General features: G+C 56.7%; 27 protein-coding genes and 1 pseudogene. 19 read left to right on the top strand and 9 right to left on the bottom strand.

Annotation, left to right across the window (positions count from 1 at the left end; translation table 11 throughout):
• Window positions 1-25 precede the first annotated feature (25 nt).
• From HB779_RS03970 to lpdA, 11 genes and pseudogenes are all read left to right on the top strand, one after another.
• Window positions 26-400: a VOC family protein gene (locus HB779_RS03970; protein ID WP_188344509.1), complete on the top strand. Its 375-nt coding sequence runs from the start codon at window positions 26-28 to the stop codon at window positions 398-400.
• Window positions 401-778: 378 nt separating this feature from the next.
• On the top strand, window positions 779-1,741 hold the full coding sequence (gene mdh / locus HB779_RS03965) for a malate dehydrogenase (protein ID WP_188344508.1): 963 nt from the start codon (window positions 779-781) through the stop codon (window positions 1,739-1,741).
• Window positions 1,742-1,808: 67 nt separating this feature from the next.
• The gene (gene sucC, locus HB779_RS03960) at window positions 1,809-3,002 is read left to right on the top strand and encodes an ADP-forming succinate--CoA ligase subunit beta (RefSeq protein WP_188344507.1); all 1,194 of its coding nucleotides are present in this window, start codon (window positions 1,809-1,811) and stop codon (window positions 3,000-3,002) included.
• A 10-nt stretch (window positions 3,003-3,012) separates the two neighbouring features.
• On the top strand, window positions 3,013-3,498 hold the full coding sequence (locus HB779_RS03955) for a DUF1579 family protein (RefSeq protein WP_188344506.1): 486 nt from the start codon (window positions 3,013-3,015) through the stop codon (window positions 3,496-3,498).
• 12 nt (window positions 3,499-3,510) lie between these two features.
• Window positions 3,511-4,425 carry a succinate--CoA ligase subunit alpha gene (sucD, locus tag HB779_RS03950; protein WP_188344505.1) on the top strand — a complete coding sequence of 305 codons (915 nt, stop codon included), beginning with the start codon at window positions 3,511-3,513 and terminating at the stop codon, window positions 4,423-4,425.
• A gap of 185 nt (window positions 4,426-4,610) precedes the next feature.
• Window positions 4,611-7,625 carry a 2-oxoglutarate dehydrogenase E1 component gene (locus HB779_RS03945; RefSeq protein ID WP_188345763.1) on the top strand — a complete coding sequence of 1,005 codons (3,015 nt, stop codon included), beginning with the start codon at window positions 4,611-4,613 and terminating at the stop codon, window positions 7,623-7,625.
• A gap of 47 nt (window positions 7,626-7,672) precedes the next feature.
• Window positions 7,673-8,968: a 2-oxoglutarate dehydrogenase complex dihydrolipoyllysine-residue succinyltransferase gene (gene odhB / locus HB779_RS03940; RefSeq protein WP_188344504.1), complete on the top strand. Its 1,296-nt coding sequence runs from the start codon at window positions 7,673-7,675 to the stop codon at window positions 8,966-8,968.
• 119 nt (window positions 8,969-9,087) lie between these two features.
• Window positions 9,088-9,537 (top strand): VOC family protein, encoded by a 450-nt coding sequence (locus HB779_RS03935; protein WP_188344503.1) that lies wholly within the window; start codon window positions 9,088-9,090, stop codon window positions 9,535-9,537.
• 2 nt (window positions 9,538-9,539) lie between these two features.
• Window positions 9,540-10,178: a LysE family translocator gene (locus HB779_RS03930; protein ID WP_188344502.1), complete on the top strand. Its 639-nt coding sequence runs from the start codon at window positions 9,540-9,542 to the stop codon at window positions 10,176-10,178.
• Between the two features lie 9 nt (window positions 10,179-10,187).
• Window positions 10,188-10,718: a hypothetical protein gene (locus HB779_RS03925; RefSeq protein ID WP_188344501.1), complete on the top strand. Its 531-nt coding sequence runs from the start codon at window positions 10,188-10,190 to the stop codon at window positions 10,716-10,718.
• 21 nt (window positions 10,719-10,739) lie between these two features.
• Window positions 10,740-12,158, top strand: a pseudogene (gene lpdA, locus HB779_RS03920) (dihydrolipoyl dehydrogenase); the annotation flags it as partial.
• A gap of 83 nt (window positions 12,159-12,241) precedes the next feature.
• On the opposite strand, the gene HB779_RS03915 reads toward lpdA, so the two are convergent.
• The 3 genes from HB779_RS03915 to HB779_RS03905 all read right to left on the bottom strand — a co-directional run bounded on the left by HB779_RS03915 (window position 12,242) and on the right by HB779_RS03905 (window position 14,789).
• Complete coding sequence (locus tag HB779_RS03915) at window positions 12,242-12,553, bottom strand: hypothetical protein (RefSeq protein WP_188344499.1); 312 nt, start codon at window positions 12,551-12,553, stop codon at window positions 12,242-12,244.
• A gap of 131 nt (window positions 12,554-12,684) precedes the next feature.
• A complete protein-coding gene (locus HB779_RS03910) occupies window positions 12,685-13,752 on the bottom strand; it encodes a TraB/GumN family protein (protein ID WP_188344498.1) in 1,068 nt (355 codons plus the stop codon).
• An 80-nt stretch (window positions 13,753-13,832) separates the two neighbouring features.
• Complete coding sequence (locus HB779_RS03905) at window positions 13,833-14,789, bottom strand: tyrosine recombinase XerC (protein WP_188344497.1); 957 nt, start codon at window positions 14,787-14,789, stop codon at window positions 13,833-13,835.
• Window positions 14,790-14,949: 160 nt separating this feature from the next.
• Here HB779_RS03905 and rimM point away from each other — a divergent pair, with 160 nt between their 5' ends.
• From rimM to HB779_RS03875, 6 genes are all read left to right on the top strand, one after another.
• Window positions 14,950-15,528 carry a ribosome maturation factor RimM gene (gene rimM, locus HB779_RS03900; protein WP_188344496.1) on the top strand — a complete coding sequence of 193 codons (579 nt, stop codon included), beginning with the start codon at window positions 14,950-14,952 and terminating at the stop codon, window positions 15,526-15,528.
• On the top strand, window positions 15,525-16,241 hold the full coding sequence (trmD, locus tag HB779_RS03895) for a tRNA (guanosine(37)-N1)-methyltransferase TrmD (protein WP_188344495.1): 717 nt from the start codon (window positions 15,525-15,527) through the stop codon (window positions 16,239-16,241). Before rimM ends, trmD begins: the two co-directional genes overlap by 4 nt.
• An 11-nt stretch (window positions 16,242-16,252) precedes the next feature.
• On the top strand, window positions 16,253-16,780 hold the full coding sequence (locus tag HB779_RS03890; RefSeq protein WP_188344494.1) for a GNAT family N-acetyltransferase: 528 nt from the start codon (window positions 16,253-16,255) through the stop codon (window positions 16,778-16,780).
• A 193-nt stretch (window positions 16,781-16,973) separates the two neighbouring features.
• Window positions 16,974-17,426: a 50S ribosomal protein L19 gene (rplS, locus tag HB779_RS03885; RefSeq protein ID WP_188344493.1), complete on the top strand. Its 453-nt coding sequence runs from the start codon at window positions 16,974-16,976 to the stop codon at window positions 17,424-17,426.
• Between the two features lie 224 nt (window positions 17,427-17,650).
• Entirely contained in the window at window positions 17,651-18,445 is a 795-nt protein-coding gene (locus tag HB779_RS03880; RefSeq protein WP_188344492.1) for a basic amino acid ABC transporter substrate-binding protein, read from the top strand.
• A gap of 8 nt (window positions 18,446-18,453) precedes the next feature.
• A complete protein-coding gene (locus tag HB779_RS03875; protein ID WP_188344491.1) occupies window positions 18,454-19,272 on the top strand; it encodes an amino acid ABC transporter permease in 819 nt (272 codons plus the stop codon).
• Here HB779_RS03875 and HB779_RS03870 read toward each other — a convergent pair.
• Window positions 19,269-19,925 carry a DUF1287 domain-containing protein gene (locus HB779_RS03870; protein ID WP_188344490.1) on the bottom strand — a complete coding sequence of 219 codons (657 nt, stop codon included), beginning with the start codon at window positions 19,923-19,925 and terminating at the stop codon, window positions 19,269-19,271. The genes HB779_RS03875 and HB779_RS03870 overlap by 4 nt on opposite strands.
• A 182-nt stretch (window positions 19,926-20,107) precedes the next feature.
• Here HB779_RS03870 and leuC point away from each other — a divergent pair, with 182 nt between their 5' ends.
• Both leuC and HB779_RS03860 read left to right on the top strand, forming a co-directional pair.
• Window positions 20,108-21,517 (top strand): 3-isopropylmalate dehydratase large subunit, encoded by a 1,410-nt coding sequence (leuC, locus tag HB779_RS03865; protein ID WP_188344489.1) that lies wholly within the window; start codon window positions 20,108-20,110, stop codon window positions 21,515-21,517.
• 141 nt (window positions 21,518-21,658) lie between these two features.
• Window positions 21,659-22,864 (top strand): diguanylate cyclase, encoded by a 1,206-nt coding sequence (locus HB779_RS03860; protein WP_188344488.1) that lies wholly within the window; start codon window positions 21,659-21,661, stop codon window positions 22,862-22,864.
• Here the strand turns inward: HB779_RS03860 and HB779_RS03855 are convergent, their stop codons facing one another.
• From HB779_RS03855 to queC, 5 genes are read right to left on the bottom strand one after another with little or no spacing between them, the layout of a single operon-like run.
• The gene (locus HB779_RS03855; RefSeq protein ID WP_188344487.1) at window positions 22,865-23,290 is read right to left on the bottom strand and encodes an OsmC family protein; all 426 of its coding nucleotides are present in this window, start codon (window positions 23,288-23,290) and stop codon (window positions 22,865-22,867) included.
• Window positions 23,291-23,306: 16 nt separating this feature from the next.
• Window positions 23,307-23,768, bottom strand: coding sequence for a preQ(1) synthase (queF, locus tag HB779_RS03850; protein WP_188344486.1), 462 nt, complete (start codon window positions 23,766-23,768; stop codon window positions 23,307-23,309).
• Complete coding sequence (locus HB779_RS03845; RefSeq protein ID WP_188344485.1) at window positions 23,765-24,151, bottom strand: 6-carboxytetrahydropterin synthase; 387 nt, start codon at window positions 24,149-24,151, stop codon at window positions 23,765-23,767. Before HB779_RS03845 ends, queF begins: the two co-directional genes overlap by 4 nt.
• A 49-nt stretch (window positions 24,152-24,200) precedes the next feature.
• Window positions 24,201-24,860: a 7-carboxy-7-deazaguanine synthase gene (queE, locus tag HB779_RS03840; protein WP_188344484.1), complete on the bottom strand. Its 660-nt coding sequence runs from the start codon at window positions 24,858-24,860 to the stop codon at window positions 24,201-24,203.
• Window positions 24,857-25,567 (bottom strand): 7-cyano-7-deazaguanine synthase QueC, encoded by a 711-nt coding sequence (gene queC / locus HB779_RS03835; RefSeq protein WP_188344483.1) that lies wholly within the window; start codon window positions 25,565-25,567, stop codon window positions 24,857-24,859. The genes queE and queC overlap by 4 nt, the downstream gene beginning before the upstream one ends.
• Window positions 25,568-25,632 lie beyond the last annotated feature (65 nt).

Raw genomic sequence — 25,632 nt, 5'->3', positions numbered from 1 at the left:
CATCGGTTGAGATTGGATGATCACGATGCGAATGAACCATGTAGAAATCACTGCGCCGGATCTGGATGCTGCGTGGGTTTTCTACGGCAAGCTTGGTCTCGTGCCGATTGTTGACAGCCGCCCACGCTATGTCAGGTTTCTTTGCCCCGATAGCGGTGGTACCTTTTCGGTCGCCCATGGAGAGGCCGGTGGCGGTGGAACGACGGTTTATTTCGAGGTGGATGATCTCGACGAGAGGGTGAGCCAGCTGAAGATTGCCGGTGTTAATTTCGCGTCGGAACCGGAGGATAAAAGGTGGCTTTGGCGGGAAGCGGAACTGTCTGATCCGGCTGGCAACAGAATTGTTCTCTACTTTGCCGGAAAGAATCGCATCAACCCGCCATGGCGGATACCGGGCTGATATTTGGGACAAATCAAGAATCATCCGGACATTTGTTTTCCAGCTCCCTGTTGCGCCTCTATGAGGGCCTGCTGCCAAGAAGGTGATCGACTATCAAATGACTGTGAAGCCGGGTGCCTTGGTTTCATCATTTTGATATGTTGCCTATGCTAACAATGACCTCGAATTCCTTCCCCAAGCTAAAATCAATTGACGTTTACGTAAATCCCATCAAATCTAAACGATTGAATTTATTGAGGGGAAAATTTTTGGTTGAGTTATTTTTGAAAGAGGAATATTCGAACGTCCCAACGCAAAGGTGCATGGTCATTGGCTTTGCCCAACGTCGTAAGTGTCCTTTGGCGTCCGTCAAGACTTCAGATCAGGGAAGTAACCAGCATGGCACGTAACAAAATCGCCCTCATCGGTTCAGGCATGATCGGTGGAACATTGGCACATTTGATCGGGCTCAAGGAGCTCGGTGATATCGTGCTCTTCGACATCGCAGAAGGCACGCCTCAGGGCAAAGGGCTCGATATTGCCCAGTCGTCACCGGTTGACGATTTTGACGCCAAGCTCACCGGCGCCAATGATTATGCCGCGATCGAAGGTGCAGATGTGGTCATCGTTACCGCAGGTGTACCACGCAAGCCCGGCATGAGCCGCGACGATCTGCTCGGTATCAACCTCAAGGTCATGGAACAGGTTGGCGCGGGCATCAAGAAATACGCCCCCAACGCATTCGTTATCTGCATCACCAACCCGCTCGATGCGATGGTCTGGGCTTTGCAGAAGTTCTCCGGCCTGCCGAAAAACATGGTTGTCGGCATGGCCGGCATCCTCGACAGCGCCCGCTTCCGTTATTTCCTTGCTGACGAGTTCAAGGTTTCGGTTGAAGACGTCACCGCATTCGTGCTCGGCGGCCATGGCGATTCCATGGTGCCGCTGACGCGCTATTCGACCGTTGCCGGCATTCCGCTGCCGGATCTGGTCAAGATGGGCTGGACCAGCCAGGAAAAGCTCGACCAGATCGTCCAGCGCACCCGTGACGGCGGCGCAGAGATCGTTGGCCTGCTGAAGACCGGCTCCGCCTTCTACGCACCGGCATCATCTGCCGTTCAGATGGCTGAAGCTTTCCTGAAGGACAAGAAGCGCGTTCTGCCGGTGGCAGCGCACCTGTCCGGCCAGTATGGCGTCAAAGAAATGTATGTCGGCGTGCCCGTTATCATCGGTGCCGGCGGCGTTGAACGCGTCATCGAAATTGACCTGAACAAAGCAGAAGAGAAGCAGTTCGAAGCCTCCGTGGCTTCCGTTGCCGGTCTCTGTGAAGCCTGTATCGCAATCGCGCCGAACCTTAAGTAAGACGGCTCGAAACGTTCTGAAACGATCCAGCGTTCGCGTCCGGATTTTTCGTAGAGGAAGTTAACTGATGAATATTCACGAATATCAGGCCAAGCGTCTGCTGCACTCCTTCGGTGCGCCGATTGCCAATGGCGTTGCTGTCTATTCCGTCGAACAGGCGGAAGAGTGGGCAAAGACGCTGCCGGGTCCGCTTTATGTGGTGAAGAGCCAGATTCATGCGGGCGGCCGCGGCAAGGGCAAGTTCAAGGAACTCGGCCCGGACGCCAAGGGCGGTGTCCGCCTGTCGCGCTCGGTCGAGGAAGTTGTTGCCAACGCCAAGGAAATGCTGGGCAACACACTCGTCACCAAGCAGACCGGTCCAGCCGGCAAGCAGGTCAATCGCCTTTATATCGAAGATGGCGCGGACATTGACCGCGAGCTTTATCTCTCGATCCTCGTTGACCGTACGGTCGGCCGTCCGGCTTTCGTGGTTTCCACGGAAGGCGGCATGGATATCGAGGCTGTGGCGCATGACACACCGGAAAAGATCATCACTGTGGCGATTGATCCGGACAAGGGCGTTACGGCAGAGGATATCACAACGATCAGCGATGCTTACGGCCTGACGGGCGAAGCCCGCAAGGACGGCGAATCGCTGTTCCCGATCCTGTACAAGGCCTTTACCGAGAAGGACATGAGCCTGCTCGAGGTCAATCCGCTGATCGTCATGAAAGATGGCCGTCTGCGCGTTCTCGATGCCAAGGTTTCCTTCGACGGCAATGCCCTGTTCCGCCATCCGGATGTGGTCGAGCTGCGCGACACCACGGAAGAAGATGCCAAGGAAATCGAGGCATCCAAGTATGATCTCGCCTATGTGGCGCTCGACGGCAATATTGGCTGCATGGTCAATGGTGCCGGTCTTGCCATGGCAACCATGGACATTATCAAGCTGTATGGTGCTGAGCCTGCAAACTTCCTCGATGTTGGCGGCGGCGCCAGCAAGGAGAAAGTGACGGCTGCGTTCAAGATCATCACCGCCGATCCTGCGGTTGAAGGTATCCTGATCAACATTTTCGGCGGCATCATGAAGTGTGATGTGATTGCTGAAGGTGTGATCGCTGCGGTCAAGGAAGTGGGCCTGAAGGTTCCACTGGTTGTCCGTCTTGAAGGCACCAATGCCGAGCTCGGCAAGAAGATCATCAATGAAAGCGGCCTCAACGTCGTTTCCGCCGATGATCTCGACGATGCGGCACAGAAAATCGTCAAGGCAGTCAAGGGTTAAGGCCAAGCCGATGACGACACCATCGCCCCTTCGACCGGAGCATCAACGCCTTCAAGCCCTTGCGGGTTCGTTTGAAGGCGAAGAGCAGGTTGCGGCCACACCCTGGACCAGTGCCGGGGTGGCCAAGGGATATCTTTCCGCCGAGCTTGACCTCGGCGGATTGTTCCTGAACCAGACCTATCGTCAGGTTCGCGATGGCCAGACGGCATTTGAAGCCCGCAACATTTTCGGTTTCGATGCCAATGAAGGCAGCTACAAATTTTATCAGTTCGACACTGTCGGCTTTGTTCCGCCCGCTCCGGCGACGGGCGCATGGTCCGGCAACGAACTGGTTCTGGAAAAGTCGTCACCGCGCGGCAGGGCCCGCAGCCGCTATCAATTCGAAGATCAAGACCGGTTCCGGTTGCGCATAGAATTTGCACCAGCCGGAAGCGACATCTGGCAGGACGTCGTGAGCGGTGTTTACCGCCGCACTCCGTCTGTCGATCACCAATAGAAAAGGTCTCGTATGTCCATTCTCGTCAACAAAGACACCAAGGTCCTCGTTCAGGGCCTGACCGGCAAGACCGGAACATTCCACACCGAACAGGCCTTGGCCTATTACGGTACCCAGATGGTTGGTGGTATCCACCCGAAAAAGGGCGGCGAGACCTGGGAAGGCAAGCTGCCGACCGGCGCTGGCGCCCAACTGCCGATCTTCGCTTCGGTTGCCGAAGGCAAGGACCGTACCGGCGCCAATGCTTCGGTCATCTACGTGCCGCCAGCAGGTGCCGCTGAAGCCATCATCGAGGCGATTGACGCGGAAATCCCGCTGATCATCTGCATTACCGAGGGCATCCCGGTCATCGACATGGTTCGCGTAAAGGCCCGCCTCGACCGTTCCACATCGCGCCTGATCGGCCCGAACTGCCCGGGTGTTCTCACTCCTGAAGAATGCAAGATCGGCATCATGCCGGGCAACATCTTCCAGAAGGGTTCGGTGGGTGTTGTATCCCGCTCCGGCACACTTACTTATGAAGCAGTGTTCCAGACAACAAATGCAGGCCTTGGCCAGACAACGGCAGTCGGTATCGGCGGCGATCCCGTAAAGGGCACCGAATTCATCGACATCCTGGAAATGTTCCTTGCTGACGAAGCGACCAAGTCGATCATCATGATCGGTGAAATCGGTGGTTCGGCCGAGGAAGATGCAGCGCAGTTCATCGCTGACGAAGCCAAGCGCGGCCGCAAGAAGCCAATGGCTGGTTTCATCGCCGGACGTACGGCTCCTCCCGGACGCACTATGGGCCATGCTGGCGCGGTTATTTCAGGCGGCAAGGGCGGCGCGGAAGACAAGATTGCTGCCATGGAAGCGGCAGGCATCCGGGTTTCGCCATCACCGGCGCAGCTCGGCAAGACATTGGTTGAAGTCCTCAAGGGCTGAAACCTGTAAGGGGCAGTTTTTTGCCCTGATTGAAGTTTAAGACCGATCGGGGCGGACGCCGCCCCGATCAATCGACGGGGACTTTCCGGCAAGGGCCGGAAACCTCAACCCAGAGTGTTCTCGGGGTCACGATGATCCTGAACGCTCTCATCAAGGGAGACGGAGCGGGTGCTCCGGTCACACACATGGCACGTCAAGAACAGGCCAACGACATTTTTGCGCTCACATCATTTCTCTATGGTGGCAATGCCCACTATATCGAGGAACTGCACGCCCAGTACGAGAAAGACCCGACATCGGTAGATCCCGAATGGCAGGAATTCTTTGTCAATCTCAATGACACCAAGGCTGACATTATCAAGAACGCGCAGGGCGCCTCCTGGGAGAAGCCAAACTGGCCGATCGCAGGTAATGGCGAGCTGGTTTCGGCGCTGGATGGCAATTGGGGTGAAGTCGAAAAGCACATCACCGACAAGCTGAAGGCCAAGACAGGCAATGGCGCCGCCAACGGAGCCGTTGCACCGGCCGCTGCTGCCGCATCGGATTCAGACATCATTCACGCGGCGCGTGATTCCGTCCGCGCCATCATGATGATCCGCGCCTATCGCATGCGTGGTCATCTGCATGCCAAGCTCGATCCGCTGGGTCTGGCCGAGGTGAAGGAAGACTATAACGAACTGTCGCCCGAGAGCTACGGTTTCTCGCCAGCCGATTACGACCGCAAGATCTTCATCGACAATGTACTTGGGCTTGAATATGCGACAATCCCGCAGATGCTCGACATCCTGCAGCGCACCTATTGCTCGACCATCGGTGTCGAGTTCATGCACATTTCCGATCCGGTGGAAAAGGCCTGGATTCAGGAACGCATCGAGGGTCCGGACAAGGGCGTTGCCTTTACCGCTGAGGGCAAGAAGGCCATTTTGTCGAAGCTGATCGAGGCGGAAGGCTTCGAACAGTTCATCGACGTCAAGTACAAGGGCACGAAGCGTTTCGGCCTGGATGGCGGCGAGTCGCTCATCCCGGCGCTAGAGCAGATCGTCAAGCGCGGCGGCTCCATGGGCCTCAAGGAAATCGTCCTTGGCATGGCGCATCGCGGCCGTCTCAACGTGCTCAGCCAGTTCATGCGCAAGCCGCACCGGGCCATTTTCCACGAATTCAAGGGCGGTTCCTACGCGCCTGACGATGTCGAAGGTTCGGGCGACGTGAAGTACCATCTGGGTGCCTCGTCAGACCGTGAGTTCGATGGCAACAAGGTTCACCTGTCGCTGACAGCCAACCCGTCGCACCTGGAAATCGTCAACCCGGTTGTCATGGGCAAGGCCCGTGCCAAGCAGGATCTACTGGCTGGCCGTGACCGCGATGACATGGTGCCGCTCTCTGAGCGCGCCAAGATCATGCCGCTGCTGCTGCACGGCGATGCATCTTTTGCCGGTCAGGGCGTGGTTGCCGAATGTCTCGGCCTTTCCGGTCTGCGCGGTCACCGCGTCGGTGGCACGGTGCATGTCATCATCAACAACCAGATCGGTTTCACCACCAATCCGCGCCTGTCGCGCTCCTCGCCTTATCCATCGGATGTGGCGAAGATGATCGAGGCGCCGATTTTCCACGTCAATGGTGACGATCCCGAAGCTGTGGTCTATGTGGCGAAGATTGCCACCGAATACCGCATGACATTCCACAAGCCCGTCGTGATCGATATGTTCTGCTATCGCCGCTTCGGTCACAATGAAGGCGACGAGCCTGCATTCACACAGCCGCTGATGTACAAGACCATCCGTGGTCAGAAGACAACGGTGCAGCTGTATTCAGCCAAGCTGATTGAACAAGGTCTGCTGACAGAAGCCGAAGTTGATGCGATGCGTGCCGCTTGGCGTGATAATCTCGAGCAGGAATTCGAAGCAGGTCAGCATTACAAGCCCAACAAGGCCGATTGGCTGGATGGTGCATGGAGCGGTTTGCGCACAGCGGACAATGCTGACGAGCAGCGCCGCGGCAAGACAGGCCTGCCGTTGAAGACAGTCAAGGAAATCGGCAAGAAGCTTGCCGAGGTCCCAGCCGGTTTCAATGTGCACCGCACGATTCAACGCTTTCAGGACAACCGCGCCAAAATGGTGGAAACCGGCGAAGGTTTCGATTGGGCGATGGCTGAAGCTCTGGCATTCGGCTCGCTGGCTATCGAAGGACATCCGATCCGTCTGTCGGGTCAGGATGTGGAACGCGGTACATTCAGCCAGCGTCATTCGGTTCTCTACGATCAGGAAACCGAACAGCGCTATATTCCGCTGAACAATTTGCAGAAGGGTCAGGCGATCTACGAAGTCATCAATTCGATGCTTTCGGAAGAAGCTGTGCTCGGTTTCGAGTATGGCTACTCGTTGTCCGATCCACGCGCTTTGACGCTGTGGGAAGCCCAGTTCGGCGATTTCGCCAACGGTGCCCAGGTGGTGTTCGATCAGTTCATCTCCTCGGGTGAACGCAAGTGGCTGCGTATGTCCGGCTTGGTGTGCCTGCTGCCGCATGGCTACGAAGGCCAGGGTCCGGAACATTCCTCGGCCCGTCTCGAGCGTTATCTGCAGCTGTGTGCGGAAGACAATATGCAGGTGGCAAATTGCACGACGCCTGCCAACTACTTCCACATCCTGCGCCGCCAGATGAAGCGTGACTTCCGCAAGCCGCTGATCCTGATGACGCCGAAATCACTGCTTCGCCACAAGCGGGCTGTGTCGTCGATCAGCGACTTTACGGGCGATTCTTCGTTCCACCGCTTGCTGTGGGATGATGCGCAGCTCCTGAAGGATCAGGTCATCAAGCTGCAGAAGGACTCGAAGATCCGCCGCGTCGTCCTGTGCTCGGGCAAGGTCTATTACGATCTGTACGAAGAGCGCGAGAAGCGCGGTATTGACGATGTCTATCTGCTGCGCGTCGAACAGCTTTATCCGTTCCCGGCCAAGGCGCTGATCACCGAACTGTCCCGCTTCCGCAATGCGGAAATGGTCTGGTGTCAGGAAGAGCCCAAGAATATGGGCGCATGGGCCTTTATCGATCCTTATCTGGAATGGGTTCTGGCGCATATCGATGCCAAGCATCAGCGCGTTCGTTATACCGGACGTCCTGCCGCTGCATCGACGGCAACAGGCCTGATGTCCAAACACCTTGCACAGCTCGAAGCATTCCTTGAAGATGCCCTCGGCTCATAACTCACAACAAACAGAAGTCATCTGACGATCAACGGAAGAGCAAGATCATGGCAACCGAAATCCGCGTCCCAACGCTGGGCGAATCCGTTTCCGAAGCGACCATTGGTAAATGGTTCAAGAAAGTCGGCGATGCGATTGTAGCCGACGAGCCCCTGGTGGAACTTGAGACCGACAAGGTAACACTCGAAGTCCCCGCCGCCGCCGCCGGTGTGCTCGAAGAAATTACCGCCAAGGAAGGCGATACGGTCGAGGTTGGCGCTTTGCTCGGCATGATTGGCGCCGCCGGTGCCGGTAATGGTGCTGCGCCTGCCAAGAAGGAAGAGGCAAAGCCGGAAGCCGTTGCGCAGGCATCGGGTACCGCTGCTGCTTCATCCACTGCAGAGGCATCTGCCAAGACCGCTGAAGTTGCTGGTGAGCCAGCTGTTACACCGCGCAAGGAAAGCGAAATGCCTGCTTCTCCCGCAGCTTCCAAGCTGCTGGCTGAAAAGGGTGTTTCCGTTTCGCAGGTTGAAGGTTCCGGCAAGCGCGGCCAGGTGCTCAAGGGCGACGTGCTTGATGCCGTCGCAAAAGGCTTCTCGGCGCAGCCTGCAGCGGTTGCTGCTGCACCACAGGTTGCCCGTCCAGCATCTTCCGCTGACGATGCATCGCGTGAAGAGCGGGTTAAGATGACCCGTCTGCGCCAGACCATTGCCCGCCGCCTGAAGGACGCACAGAGCACAGCTGCGATGCTGACCACTTACAACGAAGTGGACATGTCTGCAGTGATGGATCTGCGCAACCGCTACAAGGAAATCTTCGAGAAGAAGCACGGCGTCAAGCTCGGCTTCATGGGCTTCTTCACCAAGGCGGTAACGCACGCCCTGAAGGAAATCCCAGCGGTAAATGCCGAGATCGACGGCACTGACATCATCTACAAGAACTTTGCCCATGTCGGCGTCGCCGTCGGTACGGATAAGGGTCTTGTTGTTCCGGTTGTGCGCAATGCCGACCAGATGTCGATTGCCGAAATCGAAAAGGATATCGGCCGTCTCGGCAGGGCTGCCCGTGATGGCGCCTTGTCGATGGCTGACATGCAGGGCGGTACATTCACCATCTCCAATGGCGGCGTCTATGGCTCGCTGATGTCCTCGCCGATCCTCAATGCACCGCAGTCCGGTATTCTGGGCATGCACAAGATTCAGGATCGTCCGGTTGTTGTCGGTGGCCAGATCGTCATCCGTCCGATGATGTATCTCGCCCTGAGCTATGATCACCGTATCGTCGACGGCAAGGAAGCCGTGACTTTCCTCGTTCGCGTCAAGGAAAGTCTGGAAGATCCGGAACGTCTGGTTCTCGACCTGTAAAGATTGCGCCAGCGGCCCGTTGTTCTGCGGCGGGCCGTTCTTGCAGTGTGGTGAATCGGCTGGAATTGACTTAGTCTTGCTGTCCAATCACAAAATGACGTGATGAAAGGCGATTCAAAATGGCTTTTGCACCGAATTTCCCACCTGTCGAACCCCATATCTGCGTAAAAGGCGGCCTTGAAGCGATTGCCTTTTATGAAAAGGCCTTTGGTGCCGAAAATACGTTCAAGCAGATGGCCGAGGACGGCAAGCGTGTCATGCATGCCAATATCTCGCTGTTCGGCGGCTCGATCATGCTGCATGACGAGTTCCCTGAATACAAAAGCCAAGGCGGCGAGAATGATGTGATGTCACCGAACACACGCGGTGGAGCGAGTGTTGCGCTCAACATCAATCTCAACAGGCCTGCCGATGTGGATGCGGCTGTTGACCGTGCTGTTAAGGCTGGTGCAACGCTGATCATGCCGGTCGAGGATACGTTCTGGAATGCTCGGTATGGCCGCATCCGCGATCCGTTCGGTCACGTCTGGGCCTTCAATGCAGCGCTCGAAGCGCCTGCCGGAGAATAAGTATGTCGCATTACATGTATGAGTTTCTTGGCCTCATGGCGGTGTTTTCGATCATGATCGTCTCACCGGGCGCTGACTTTGCCATTGTCGTGCGCCAGAGCATCGTGCATGGTCGCCGCAGCGCGATCATGACCAGTTTCGGCATTGGTGCTTCGCTGCTGTTCCACATCAGCTACACCATTCTTGGTCTTGGCCTGCTCGTAGCAAAATCCCTGTTTCTTTTCGGTATGCTGAAATGGGCCGGTGCCGCCTACCTTTTCTATCTTGGCGTCAAGGCCCTGCGCGCACCGGGAATGGAAGCACCCGCCGAGATCATACGCAGCGAGAAGGAAACATCGATTTCCGACTGGCGCTGTTTCCTGATGGGCTTCGTGACCAATGCCCTGAACCCCAAGCCGGTGCTGTTTTTTCTGTCGTTGTTTTCGGCTCTTGTCAGCCACGAGACGCCAGCGCTGGTGCAGGCAACCTACGGTCTGTTCATGGCAACGGCACTGATTGCCTGGTTTGTCGCCGTCTCGACCTTCTTCACCATGCAGTCGGTGCGTGAGCGCTTTGTTGCCTGGGGCCGCTGGTTCAACCGTGTCACCGGACTGGTGTTCATCGGGCTTGGTATCAAGCTCGCGACACAGCAGGCGAGCTAGGGATTATTGATGGCTGGCTTGTTGCGTTTCCGTTTGGGTCAATCTGCTGCGGTTTTCGTCGCAGTCAGCATTGCCTTGTCGTCACCGGCCTTTGCCGCGTGCCTGCAGGATCATGCGATCTATACGGACCGGGATGACAATTACACGTTGACGTTTAAAAGCACGCCTGATGATCAGCCTGTGGCGGCATCGAACCAGTTCACCATCCAATTGAATGACAGCGATCTGAAGCTCGACGGCGTGGTCATGTGGGACAAGGATGGTGGCAGGCCCAACGGGATTGTCATGTACAATTGCCCGGCGGGCGATGTGACCGGCGATGAACTGCAACAATGTACCGTCTGGAAAGGCGTTATTTACGCTTTGAAGGAAGGGGCTGATGCCGAGCTTTTGCCAATGGCCAAAGAGCCGTCGGCGCAAGCGCTGCTCCTGCCGGATTTTTCCGGAGCGATGAGCGGTTTCAATTTCAAACTTGAAAAACCCATTGAGACTTTTCCATGGGAAGTCTTCCGTTTCAAAGAATGCGTGCCCGAACAATAATTTCGTGTTGCGTCACAAGAGAAGGATTCAATCATGTCATATGACGTTGTCATCATCGGAACAGGTCCGGGCGGTTATGTCTGCGCCATCAAAGCGGCACAGCTTGGCCTGAAGACTGCGGTGATCGAGAAGCGCGATACGTTTGGCGGCACTTGCCTGAACATCGGCTGCATTCCGTCCAAGGCGCTGCTGCACGCTTCGGAAGTGTTCCATGAGGCCGGTCATTCGCACGCGACGCTGGGTGTCGAGGTTGGGGCGCTCAAGCTCAACCTGAAAGCGATGCTCGCGCACAAGGATGCCACTGTTGAATCCAACGTCAACGGCGTGGCCTTCCTGTTCAAGAAAAACAAGATCGATACATTCAAGGGCACCGGCAAGGTCGTAGCCGCAGGCAAGGTTTCCGTGACCGGCGACGATGGCAAGGTGCAGGAAATCGAGACGAAGAACATCGTCATCGCAACCGGTTCCGATGTTGCGGGTATTCCGGGCGTCAATGTCGAATTCGATGAAAAGGTCATCGTTTCCTCGACCGGCGCGTTGGATTTCGACAAGGTGCCGGGCACCCTTGTTGTGGTTGGCGGCGGTGTTATCGGGCTTGAGCTCGGCTCGGTTTGGGCGCGTCTCGGCGCCAAGGTGACGGTCGTTGAATATCTCGACAAGATTCTGGGACCAATGGATGGCGAGGTTTCCCGCCAGTTCCAGCGGATGCTGGAAAAGCAGGGTATCGAATTCAAGATGGGTGCCAAAGTGACCGGCGTTGAAAAGTCGGGCAAGGGCGCCAAGGTCACATTCGAGCCGGTCAAAGGCGGCGAAGCCCAGACCATTTCCGCCGACGCAGTTCTGGTTTCAACGGGCCGCCGTCCGTACACGGATGGGCTCGGCCTGAAGGAAGCCGGTGTGACCGTGGATGATCGTGGCCGCGTTGCGATCAACGATCATTGGCAGACCAATGTTGCCGGTATTTATGCCATTGGCGACGTGGTGCAGGGTCCGATGCTGGCGCACAAGGCGGAAGACGAAGGTATTGCCGTTGCCGAAATTCTTGCTGGGCAGGCCGGACATGTCAATTTCGATGCCATTCCAAGCGTGGTCTATACGCAGCCGGAAGTGGCATCTGTCGGCAAGACTGAGGAAGAGCTGAAGGCTGCCGGTATCGAATACAAGGCAGGCAAGTTCCCCTTCACCGCAAATGGCCGCGCCCGTGCAATGCTGGCCACAGATGGTTTCGTCAAAATCCTTGCGGATAAGGCGACCGACCGGGTGCTCGGGGTTCATATTGTCGGTTTCGGCGCTGGTGAAATGATCCACGAAGCAACGGTGCTGATGGAATTCGGCGGTTCCTCCGAAGATCTGGCTCGCACCACCCATGCACATCCGACCATGTCGGAAGCGGTGCGTGAAGCGGCTCTGGCTACGTTCGCCAAGCCGATCCATATGTAAATTTCATCTTGTTAAAACAGAAAAAAGCCCGGAACTCCGGGCTTTTTTAGTTTGCATCAGTCTTAGTTTGCGTAAGTCCGGCGTTAGTTATTTGTCGGGGCCGGTTTGGCTGGCGCAGGAGCAGGCTCAGCCGGAGCTGGCGCTGTTGCAGCCGGTGTTTCGGATGAAGGTGCTGCGGGCGCTGCCGGAGCAGGTTTCTGATTGGTCACTGCTGGCGGTGCTGGCGCATCCATGGTCGAGCCGCTGTTCAGGTAATAATAGCCGCCAATGATCAATGCGGCGATCAGAATACCCGCGATCAGGAACCCGCTACCCCCACCGCTGGATTGAACCACTTTAAGTTCACGGTCAGGTTGCGTATCCGCAGGACGCTGCAGATTAGGATCATAGGTCATTTTGATATCCTCCATGACATTTTGCAGTCAGTAGAATAAACGGCTCAGAACAGCGGAAGTTCCCAAATTGCCGATTTTCAACCGACGGTCTTTATATAAGTCATTGGAATCAATCTTCTAGTGGCGGGTGATTACTGCGCAGTGACAGTATAACCCTTACCGCGAAGCAAGGTCACGAGCCCCTTGTCACCCGGCAAATGCAAAGCGCCAACGGCTATGAAGACGTTGCCCTTGTCGATGATGGGGGCAGCATGATCGGTCATGACCCGGTTGCGGGCATTGATCATCTTTTCCTCAAAATCGCCGTAGGTCTCGCCTTTCATGCTGCCGTCCGGCGATACGGAGCGCATCAGCGGGACGATCATCCCAATATCACCTCGCATGTACAGGATCGTCATGGTTTCGAACAGATCCGGCAATTTTGGCCCAAGATTGAGCGCCTCAATCAGCCCTTCGACATGAAACTTGAGCGGCAGCGATGCCATGGCGCCGAGCTGATCCTTGATCGTTTCCAGCCCGGTCACTTCCTTGCCTTCGGCCTTGGCGTCTCTTGCCAGTTTTATATCAAGAAAAGCTGCACCACTTTTGGTGCGCTCCATTTCGCAGGCGGACATGGCGAGCATGCTGGAAACAATCCAAGGCTGCATCTTGTTGAGGGCGGCAAGTGAAAGTCCGTGCGCAGTAAGACCCGCCTTTACGCCTTCCAGTTTGTCCTGCGGGATCAGCTTTTCAAGTGTAGTATCGTCGGTGAACATCATCAGTTGAGGATCGTTTGCCATCACCTTGAGCGGCGCCTGCGGATCAAGAACCTCGTCGGTTTCAATCACCACCGTGCCCGCGCTCTTGTAGGCGGTATCTGCTGTGTCGGAGAGTTTGAGAACGCGCGGGTCGGTCAGATGCATCGTGCCGTATAACCAGGATGGTTTTACGCCGGGCTTCTCGATCTTCCACAAGATGCTTTTGCCGTTTTCGATGGCATCAGCCTCCTTGCGCATGTCTGCAAGCTTTTCCGGATCTGTTTTGGCCATTTCCGCAAGAAGATCTTTGCCGCCGCAGGATGCATCCTCGGCGCGGGCATGGGTGGCTGTCAAAACCACCACGAGAAAGGCGGCCAGCAACAGCCAGCTGAAAAGAGCCAGAAGGCGCAAGGCAGCATCGGCAAGGCGGTCAATAGAAAAGGAAGGGCCGGGATGGGTCATGGTCTTTTCATACATCCGGTTTGGCAAGAAGGCGTTAAAGCCATTCTACAAATTGTTTGTAACGCAAATTGGACCAGTTTTCACGCGCGGGGATGCGCCTTGTCGTAAATCTCGAGAAGCCGCGCTGTGTCAACGCCGGTATAGACCTGCGTCGTCGACAGGCTGGCGTGACCGAGCAGTTCCTGAATGGTACGCAGATCACCCCCACGCCCGAGCAGATGCGTGGCAAAGGAATGACGCAGCGCGTGCGGCGTTGCCGTATCCGGTAATCCAAGCGCGCCGCGCATTTTCTGCATGTCACGCTGGATGATAGCGGAATGCAGCAAGCCGCCACGCGCGCCGCGAAACAGCGGTTTGCCGTCTTCCAGATCATAGGGGCAGAGGGCGCGGTATTCCTCTACCGCCCGGTGCACGATGGGCAGAAGCGGCACCATGCGCGTCTTGTTGCCCTTGCCGGTGATGGGAATGGAGCGGGCGGCGGGATCGCGCAATGCACTACCGTCCAGCGTCAGCGCTTCGGAGATACGCAGGCCGCAGCCGTAGAGCAGCGTCAATACTGCTGCATTGCGGGCGGCGATCCATGGCTCCTCATTAAGCTGTTCACCCTTTTCCACCACGCGCCGGGCATCGACTGTGCTCAAGGGTTTCGGCAGGGATTTGGGCTGACGCGGTGCACGCATGGCAATCGACGCCGCAGCATTGGCCATGCCCTGCTTTTCCAGATAGCGCAGGAACGAGCGAATCCCCGCGAGACCACGACCAAGCGTGCGGGCGCCCGCGCCATCGTTGCGGCGGCGGGCGAGATAGGACCGCAGATCGGCAATGCGCAAAGTGGCAACGTCGCTGAGCGCTGGCGGTTCCGCCAGATGGCCGGTCAAAAACTGAAAGAACTGGCGGGTATCGCGCTCATAGGCCTCCAGCGTGTTGGCCGCCAGACGCCGGGTATTTTTAAGCGACTTCAACCACTCTTCGCGCGCGGCAATCAGGTCAGGCCGGGCCGAGACAAGAAATTCGGCACTTTGCGGCTGGACGACCATAGCGATACTCCTTGATCATGCATTACCCGAACCATGCCACAGCAGTCCTTACGGAGTCGTTTCGCTTTGGCTTTCGCCCGGCGGCATTATGCTTCTGGCTTGGCGTTTGGGCAAAGAAAGGGTAATCCGTCCAACGAAGAGACAGGAATGGACAAGGCCTATGGCAAAATTGAATGATCCGGTTCAGCTGGCGGTAATCGGCGCGCCACACGGAACACGCGGTGAAGTGCGGGTGAAGACATTCACCGGCGATCCGCTGGCACTGGCCGATTATGGCCTGCTTTATGACGTGACCGGGAGAAGCTTTGAAATTCTGGCGATCCGCCCGGCCAATACGGTGGTCGTGGTGCGGTTTCGCGGGGTCAATGACCGCAACATGGCTGAAGCTCTGAACGGCACGATGCTGTTCATCGAACGGGCGCAATTGCCGGAAGAACTCGATGAGGACGAGTTTTATCACGCTGATCTGATTGGTCTTGATGCTGTCGATGCGGAAGGCAACCGGCACGGCAAGGTTTCTGCCATGTTCAATTTCGGCGGTGGCGATCTGATTGAGCTGACCATCCCCGGACGTCGCCCCATGCTGGTTCCGTTTACGCAGGCGGCCGTGCCGCATATCGATATCAAGGCAGGGAAAATCACGATCGATCCTGCGTCTGCCGGGCTGATTGCCGATGAGAATGAAGACGAAGAGCGGCGCAGGCAGCTTGGCAATGATGACGGGAAAAAGCAGTCATGAGCGGCAATGATGCCGGTTTTCGCGCAACGGTGCTGACGCTGTATCCGGAAATGTTTCCGGGGCCGCTCGGCGTATCGCTGGCGGGAAAGGCATTGGCCGACAAGGCATGGACGCTTGAAGCCGTGCAAATCCGCGATTTCGCCATGGACAAGCACCGCATGGTCGATGATACCCCGGCTGGCGGCGGGGCGGGCATGGTGATGAAGGCGGATGTGCTGGCGCGCGCCGTGGACCATGTGGCGGATACGCGGCCGAAACTGTTTATGAGTCCGCGCGGCAAGCCATTGACGCAGGAGCGGGTGCGCGCGTTGGCTGCCGGGCCTGGCGCTATTGTTCTGTGTGGACGTTTCGAGGGCGTCGATGAGCGATTGATCGAAGCGCGGCAGTTCGAGGAAGTCTCGATCGGCGATTATATTCTTTCGGGCGGCGAAACCGCTGCGATTGTTGTCCTGGATGCCATCGTGCGGCTTTTGCCCGGCGTGATGGGCAATGCCGAGTCCGGTGAGACGGAAAGTTTCGAGACCGGGCTTCTGGAACATCCGCAATATACCAAGCCGCAGGAATGGGAGGGCCGCCGCATCCCCGATGTGCTGCTTTCCGGCAACCATGGGGCCATCGAAAAATGGCGCAAGGCGGAAGCGGAGCAACTGACCCGCGAACGGCGGCCTGATCTGTGGGATCGTTACCCGCAGACGAAGAAGCCGCGCAAATAGGGCGCAAATCCATGCAGTTTCGAAACGGTGTGGCGGCTGACATTGGGGCGATACAGGCGATCGAGCGGGCTTCGGCGGTGCGGTTTCTGGACGTGGATATGCCGGAGATTGCCAGTGGTGATCCAACATCCGAAACCATCCTGCTGCAACGCATCGCTCAAGGGCATCTGTTCGTGGCCATCGAAGGCTTGCCTGTAGGGTTTGTCTTCTATGATGTGGTGGACGATCACCTCTACATAGAAGAAATCAACGTGTACCCGTCCCATGGCGGGAAACGGCTTGGTGCAGGCTTGATTCATCTTGTTGAGGATCGTGCCCGCGATGAGGGCCTGCCGGGGCTTTTGCTGTCGACATTTCGTGACGTGCCTTGGAATGGGCCCTATTACCGGCGGCTGGGATTTACGGATATTGCCGATACGGATTTGAGTCCGGCGCTGCTTCATATCCGGCAGGAACACATTGCGCGCGGGCTGGATGAAACCATGCGGGTTTTCATGCGAAAGCCTGTTAAGCTCGACTCCCATGGCGATCCGCGATAAAAAGAATCGCTGCCAGAGGTGACAAACCGACTTTTATGGTGTATCTGGCCGCCAACTCGGGAAAAACCCTGGTTCACAATCAATGGATGGTGAATTCGCTCCTGCCTCATCGGAGGCATAGAAATGCGGCCAAGGCTGCTGCATTACAAGTGTTGAGCGCTCTGACTGTTTGAACAAGAAAAGGATGAAGACGATGACCGTCGATATTATTCGTCAGCTCGACCTCGAACAGCGAGCAAAAATTGAAGCCAAGCGCGTGCTTCCAGATTTCAAGCCAGGCGATACAGTCCGCGTCAATGTTCGCGTGACGGAAGGTACACGTACCCGCGTTCAGGCTTATGAAGGCGTCTGCATTGCCCGTAACGGCGCAGGCATCAACGAGAACTTCACAGTTCGCAAGATTTCCTATGGCGAAGGCGTCGAGCGCGTATTCCCGATCATTTCACCACTGGTTGAAGGCGTAGAGATCGTCCGCCGCGGCAAGGTTCGTCGCGCGAAGCTCTACTACTTGCGTGGCCTGACCGGTAAGGCTGCCCGCATTGTCGAAAAGAAAGACAACCGCAAAACCAAAGCTGCTGTTCCGGTCACCGGTACAGCTGAAAAGGTAACGGAAGAAACCGTTGCCAAGGCACCAGCTGCTGAATAAGCGCAGGTCCATTCAAATTTGAAAAGGCGGTCTTCGGACCGCCTTTTTTATTGCCGTGCCGCTTCGTACACGGAACGGGTGAAATTCACTCTATTTTTTCATTTAAAAAATCGTGCTTGCGCTACAACCAATAAAGCAGTTGCATGCCGTTTGGGGATTGACGCGGCCTTCGCAAAGTGAAATTTGTGCTTCGCTTGATCAAAACGCAATAATAGAGGTCTAAAATGAATCTGCGATCCGTTGTCCTGGCGGGCCTGATGCTCGCCGTAATGCCTTTTTCCGCTTTTGCGGCGGAACTGCCCGATCTGGGCGGCAAGACGGTTACGGTTGTGACTGAAAATGCCTATCCGCCTTTGCAGTTTGTCGATCCCAAGACCGGCAAGCCAGTAGGCTGGGAATATGATGCGATGAACGAAATCGCCAAGAAGCTGAATTTCAAGGTGGAATATCTCAATACCAGCTGGGATGCGATGATTCAGGCGGTTTCCGACAATCAATACCAGATCGGCATGACCGGTATTTCCATCAATGAAGAGCGCAAGCAGAAGGTGGATTTCTCCGAACCCTATATGCGGTCAGAACAATTCATGCTGGTTCGCAGCGACGAAAAGCGTTTTTCCGACGCGAAAAGCTTTGCTGACGTCAAAACAGGCTTGGTTGGTGCACAACCTGGGACAACTAATTTCTATGTAGCCGTCTATAATCTGCTTGATGGCAACGAACAAAATCCGCGCATCAAGCTGTTCGAAACTTTTGGTGCAACCATTCAGGCACTGAAGACGGGTGACGTCGACGTGGTTCTGACCGACAGCAGTGCCGGCAAGGGTTATGTGGATGCATCCGGCGGCAAGCTGAAGCTCGTTGGCGGTCCACTTGGCGCTGAAGATTTCGGTTTCATCTTCGCCAAAGGCTCCGATCTGGTGGCTCCGGTCAATGCGGCCATCGCGGTGCTGAAGAAGGATGGTACGTTTGATGCCCTCACGAAGAAGTGGTTCGTAGATTACAAGCTCGGCCAATAGGTCATCTGTTGCCTGCTCCCGCAAACAAAGGAAGCCCTTCCGGCAGGAAGGACTTCCCCTGGTGGCTGGCGGTTGCTGCGGCAATTGCGGTGGCGCTGGGCATCGCCATTCTCGTCAGTGATATCTATGGTCAGGTCTTCGCGACGGTATCGCAAGGCATCTGGATCACCATCTGGGTGTCGCTTCTTGCCTTTGTGCTCGCTTCCGGTCTTGGCCTGCTACTGGCAGTGATGAGCCTGTCCGAACATATCGCCTTGCGCCAGAGCGCACGTTTCTACATCGAGATCGTGCGCGGTATCCCGCTGCTTGTGCTGCTGTTCTACATCGCCTTTGTCGGTGCGCCGGCGATTGTCGCCCTGTGGAACTTTCTGACGCATCCCTTGCAAAGCGCTGGCCTGTTTGAACCGCTGCTGGTGCGCGATTTTTCGCTGTTGTGGCGGGCAATCATCGCGTTGACACTCGCCTATGCCGCATTTCTGGCGGAGATTTTCCGGGCAGGCATTCAGGCTGTCGACAAGGGGCAGATCGAGGCCGCCAAGGCGCTTGGGCTGAAACGGGTTCAGCGGTTCCGGCTCATCGTCATGCCGCAGGCCATGCGCACGATCTTGCCGCCCTATGGCAATGACTTCATCTCGATGGTGAAAGATTCATCGCTGGTTTCGGTGCTGGGTGTTGTTGATGTAACGCAAATGGGTAAAGTTTATGCGTCAGGGTCGTTCCGGTTTTTCGAGACCTATTCGGTCGTCGCCTATATCTATCTGATCCTGACAATCAGCCTGTCACTGGGGCTGCGCTGGGTGGAGCAGCGGTTGAACAGCCGCGATTAGGCCGTTTGCGGTCTGTAGCGGTAATGACCGGTGATCTTGAACTCAAATAGCCGGTCTTCCAGTTTCGTCCCCGAGCCAATATTGTGAACCAGCAGCGGCCGGGAGCCATCCTCATTGGACCGGTGCGTGACAACGGCAATATGCGGAAGATTGTCCGGCAGCATCTGTGTGACGAGGTCGCCGGGGTGATAATCCTTCGCGTCGCTGCTGACCGGCAGGCTTGCATTGGCACGACGGAAGAAGGCGGCAAGGTTGGGGACGCGCCGGTGGTCAATATTGGTGTCCGGCTGTTTCGATCCCCAAGCTTTGGGGTAATCCGTGAAGGCGGCTTTCATGTCGCGATGAACCCGCTCCTGCAGATCGAGCTTTGCCGACTGGCGGTAGGCGCGAATGATGACGTCGGTGCAAACGCCGCGATCGGGTGGGACATCGCCCATTGGGTATTTTAGTCTTACATAGGCAGGGTCATAAACAATTGTCTGGCCAATCTGGCTTTCGGCGGCAGCGATCAATTGGCTGGCCCATGGGTCAGGTTCGATAAAGGGTGTTGGTTTGTCTGCGAATGCACTGGTGGTAAAGGGCAGGCGGAAGAAGCTGGAGGCCGAAACGGCGGCGGCAAGGCCACCTAGAACAACAATACGCCGCGAAATCATTCTTAGCTCCGGAACTATTGATCAAAAGCAGGATGGATGGAAAATCACGTCAAAATGATGGAGAGAGCGGTCTCTGTCGCGGCGCTTTGTCACTTTTGACGCTTGTTTTCTTGACGTTGCCGGGCCTCGAGTGCATATGTCCCACGAAATAATCGAAAAGCCCCCGTTGCTAGGATATCGCGATGATTGCGCCACGCACACTTTATGACAAGATCTGGGATGATCATCTGGTTGATCAGCAGGACGATGGTACCTGCTTGCTCTATATTGATCGCCACCTTGTCCACGAAGTGACCAGCCCGCAGGCTTTTGAAGGTCTGCGCGTGACCGGCCGTAAAGTCCGCCATCCGGAAAAGACACTTGCTGTGGTTGATCACAATGTGCCGACCTCGCCGGATCGCGTCAACGGCATCAAGAACGATGAAAGCCGCATTCAGGTTGAGACGCTCGCCAAGAATGCGCTTGATTTCGGCGTCGAGTATTATTCCGAGAAGGATATCCGCCAGGGTATCGTTCACATCATCGGACCGGAACAGGGTTTCACCCTGCCGGGCATGACGATCGTTTGTGGTGACAGCCATACTTCGACGCACGGCGCTTTCGGAGCACTGGCACACGGCATCGGCACGTCGGAAGTCGAGCACGTTCTAGCCACCCAGACGCTGATCCAGTCGAAGGCCAAGAACATGCTGGTGCGTGTTGACGGTATTTTGCCGCCCGGTGTCACTGCCAAGGATATCATTCTTGCTATCATCGGCGAGATCGGCACGGCCGGCGGTACCGGCTATGTCATCGAATATGCGGGTGAAGCCATTCGCGCCCTTTCGATGGAAGGCCGCATGACGATCTGCAACATGTCAATTGAAGGCGGTGCGCGCGCAGGCTTGATTGCGCCTGACGAAATCACCTTTGCCTATGTCAAAGACAAGCCGCGTGCGCCGAAGGGCGAGACGTTCGATCAGGCAGTCGAGTACTGGAAGACGCTGCAAAGCGATGAAGGCGCACATTTCGACAAGGTCGTTGTGCTCAACGCTGCTGATTTGCCGCCCATCGTTTCCTGGGGCTCGTCGCCGGAAGACGTGATTTCGATCACTGGTAACGTGCCTAATCCGGACGAGATTACTGACGAGAACAAGCGCACTTCGAAGTGGCGGGCTCTCGATTATATGGGTCTGAAGCCGGGTACGCCGATGACCGATATCAAACTTGACCGGGTGTTCATCGGTTCGTGCACCAATGGCCGTATCGAAGATCTGCGCGCGGTTGCCAAGGTTGTCGAAGGCCGTACGGTTGCTGCAACAGTCGATGCGATGATTGTTCCTGGCTCCGGCCTCGTCAAGGAACAGGCGGAAGCCGAAGGCCTCGACAAGATTTTCAAGGCTGCGGGTTTTGATTGGCGCGAGCCGGGCTGCTCCATGTGCCTTGCGATGAATGATGACCGGTTGAAGCCGGGCGAGCGTTGTGCGTCGACCTCGAACCGCAATTTTGAAGGCCGTCAGGGCTTCAAGGGCCGCACCCATCTGGTGTCGCCAGCCATGGCCGCTGCTGCGGCAATTGCCGGACATTTCGTCGATATTCGCGAGTGGAAATAGGCTGCGGGACTTCCGATTTTTGATGTTGTGAAAACGGGGCCACATGCCCCGTTTTTTGTAACCTTTTCAATCGTTCGTGCGTATACCATGCTATGATCTTGAAAATAGGTTGCCCCGTTCGGCAGATCACAGGATAAAACCATGAGCGGTGCGGGCTTTATTCTCGCAATGAATCTCTTCATGTCGGGCATTTTCGCCACGGCTTTCTTCATGATCGCACTGTATGACCGGAAAAGTGCCCCGGCGCATTTCTTTGCGCTCGCTTACGCGCTGGGCATGCTCAACTTTGCCATTGAGTTTCTGATTCCCTCGCTTGCCGATGCGCGTGTTGCGGTGTTTCTCGCCTTTGCAGTGCTGATTGTTGCCATGCTGATTTTCACCGCCGGTATCGCCCAGCGTTATGCAAAGTCGATCCCGTGGACGCTTTTTGCTGTAGTGCTGGTCGGATCGATCATTGCAAACCAATTGACCGTGGACATGCCGCGTCAATCCATCGTGCGCATGTCGATCTATCAGGGACCATATGCCATCATTTTCGCACTATGCGCCTTGTTCGTCCTGCGTTCGCCGTTACGCTCAGGATTCGACCGGGTGTTGATGGTGCTGTTTGCCCTCAACTCGGCACATTTCCTGTCGAAGCCGTTTCTGGCAGTGGCACTTGGCGGCATGGGTGACAGTCCGCAAAGCTATATTTCGACGCAATATGCGCTGCTCTCACAGTCGGCATCGGCCGTCCTGTCCGTGGCCACAGCCATATTGCTTCTGACGATCCTGACCCGCAAAATTCTGGCTAATATATCCTCGGTTTCTGAAACTGACGTGCTTTCATCCCTGCTCAACCGCCGCGGATTTGAGGGGCGTGCTCGCGTCGCGCTGACCCGTGCGCAATATCTGGCGAGCCCGATCAGCCTGATCATTTGCGATCTCGACTATTTCAAGCAGATCAATGACAGTCACGGCCATGCGACAGGTGATAAAGTGATTGCAGGGTTCGCAGCGATCCTCCGGGCGGTGTCGGATCGGGAAAAGGTGGTGGCGCGCATCGGCGGCGAAGAATTTGCCATCCTGCTTCCCGGTTCTGTCGGTCAGGCTGCCCGGCAATATGCTGAAGATGTGCGGCAGGCCTTTGCGGGGTTCGAGTTGGCGGAGCTTGCCGATAATAGCCAAAGCCTGTCTGCAAGCTTTGGCATTGCGGAATCACAGTTGGGCGAGGGGCTCAGCAGCATGATGCGCCGAGCTGATCACGCGCTGTACGAAGCCAAGAAAGCCGGGCGCAATTGCGTCCGGATCGCTGCCAATGATTTGCCCGCATCCAGTTTGGTCAACGTCCAGCGGCTGGAACGCTGATCAGCTCACAGTCGTTGTAAAAGCTGGATCGCCGCGCAATGTGTTGCTGACGGTGCAGATCTCGTTTTCCGCCGCCTCAACGATGGCATGGCGTGTTGGCTCGTCAATGTCGCCGGTGATGGTGAAGGCGATATGGAAGCGTTCGACGCGCGACAGGCCCTCTTTGGCCTTGTCGCCAGTAACGTGGGCTTCGACAGCTTCAAGCTTGTCTGCAACCCCAAGCCGTGACGCTGCCATTTTTGCACTCAGTACCAGGCAGGCTGACAGCGATGCGTAGAGCAGGTCGAGCGGTGCAAAGCCAGGTTCGGAAACAGCATGAGCGACGTTGAGGACGCCGCCCGTATGGGACGTAACGACAGGCTGGCCGTCCCGCTGCAGAACGGCGGTCGCACCAACATCCCGAGTTCTGATCTTGAGTTCAGCCATGATGATCTCCCATGTTTCAGCCGCGGCCGCGATAGGGCGGTACACCCTGATCAGGAAGCCACAGCCCTTCCGGTACCGGGCCGGTCTGCCAGAAGACATCAATCGGGATGCCGCCGCGCGGATACCAGTAACCGCCGATGCGCAGCCAGAGCGGTTTAACCGCTTCAACAATGCGCTTGCCGATATTGACAGTGCAGTCCTCATGGAAAGCGCCGTGGTTGCGGAAGCTGCCAAGAAACAGTTTCAGCGATTTGGATTCGACAAGCGCCTGATCCGGTGCGTAATCGATCACCAGATGGCCGAAATCGGGCTGGCCGGTGACCGGGCAAAGTGAGGTGAATTCCGGGCAGGCGAAGCGGGCGAGAAACAGCGTCCCGGCTTGCGGGTTAGGCACGGCATCAAGCAGTGCTTCATCGGGATGGTGCGGGATGGGGACATCCTTGCCCAACATGGTTGCCTGTTCTGCGTAATGACTCATGCCGCCACCTCCAGCGTTTCAAACTCGCCCTGATATTCGCATCCCTCGCCACAACTGTCGCGGTAGATGCCGATTTCGGCGAGCACCGGAAGATCCGGAGCAATACGCCGCCACAGCCATATGGCGATGGTCTCGAGCGTCGGCAACTCCAGACCGTCAATTTCGTTGAGATAACGATGGTCTAGCGCATGACGGGCGCTCTTGATGGCTGTTTTGACGGTGCCAAGATCAGCGATCAGCCCGGTTTTCGGATCGGGTCTGCCCTCTAGGGTGACGCGGACACGGAAGCTGTGGCCATGCAGGCGCTGGTTGATGTGACCATCGGGAAAAGAGTGCGGCAGATGATGCGCCGCTTCAAACGTGAAGTCGGTAAAGATTCTCATGATGTTCCTCTTCAGCACTGGCGCATGAGGCGCCCGCCAAAACTGCCTCTTAGGGCAAGCCAATCAATTTATGGGTCTGCGTGCTCAGCCGCCAAAGCGGGTGGGCGAGGCAATAGGCCGCTGCAGATGCCACATGCCGGGCGGTTTGCGCCGGATCACCGATGACGTCAAGAGGCTGCAAATAGAAATGCTGAAATGAGAGCTGCTCGAAATGCGAGGGATGGGTCGCAGCTTCGGCCTGCGGAAAGACCAGTTTCAGCTCATGGCCGCTGGTCTGGGCAAGCGTAGTGCTGGCTTTGGGAGAGACGCATATCCAGTCAATACCGGCGGGTGCGGCGATGGTGCCGTTGGTCTCAACGCCGACTTCGAAGCCGCGCGCATGGAAGGCATCGATCAGGACGGGATCAAGCTGCAACAACGGCTCGCCGCCGGTGCAGATGACGTAAGGTTTGCCGTTGGACCGGACGCTCTGCGGCCAAGCTCCAGCGACGGCATCGGCTAAAGCATCGGCGGTTTTGAACTTGCCGCCGCCCGGACCATTCACACCGACAAAGTCCGTATCGCAGAAACGGCACTGTGCATCGGCACGGTCACGTTCGAGCCCGGACCACAGGTTGCAGCCCGCAAAGCGCATGAACACGGCGGCGCGGCCGGTATGATTGCCCTCGCCCTGTAGCGTCAGATAGATTTCCTTGACGGCGTAGGTCACGCTGCTTCCGCCTTGAACTTGTGCCATCCGCCCGAACGCAACTCGCAGGCCGGGCAGGTGCCGCAGCCGTAGCCCCATGCATGCCGGGTCGAGCGGTCGCCGAGATAGCAGGTATGGGTGTCTTCAACGATCATATCGAGCAGAGGCTCACCGCCGATTTCGCGGGCAAGTGCAAAGGTTTCTGCCTTGTCCAGCCACATTAACGGGGTTTCGATGGTGATGCGGCGGTCGAGCCCGAGCGATAATGCCACCTGCTGGGCTTTCAGTGTGTCGTCACGGCAATCGGGATATCCGGAATAATCGGTCTCGCACATGCCACCGACAATCACCCGCAGGCCGCGCCGATAGGCAAGCGCTGCCGCAAGCGTGAAAAACAGGAGATTACGGCCAGGAACAAACGTGTTGGGCAGGCCATTATCAGCCATCTCTATGGCAATATCATCGGTCATCCCAGTGGAGCCGAGCTGGCCGATCACGCCTGCGTCGAGCCGGTGGTCGTCACCCAGCCGTTCCAACCATTGCGGGAACTTGCGGATCAGGCTGGCGCGGAAATCATTACGCACGTCGAGTTCCACCCGATGGCGCTGGCCGTAATCGAATCCAACCGTTTCCACCCGGTCAAAACGCGACAGTGCCCAGGCAAGGCACGTGGCAGAATCCTGCCCGCCGGAAAACAGGACGAGCGCACCGTCGGAATTGCGAGCCATGGAATAACCTCTTCAATGAAGCGGCCCCCATACAGGGCGGGGGCCGGAGAGGCAAATCAAAACTG

Source organism: Phyllobacterium sp. 628 (genome assembly GCF_014189505.1).
Lineage (GTDB): Bacteria > Pseudomonadota > Alphaproteobacteria > Rhizobiales > Rhizobiaceae > Phyllobacterium.
Note: the sequence above shows the minus strand (reverse complement) of the source record. Positions and strands in the feature narration are given on the sequence as shown.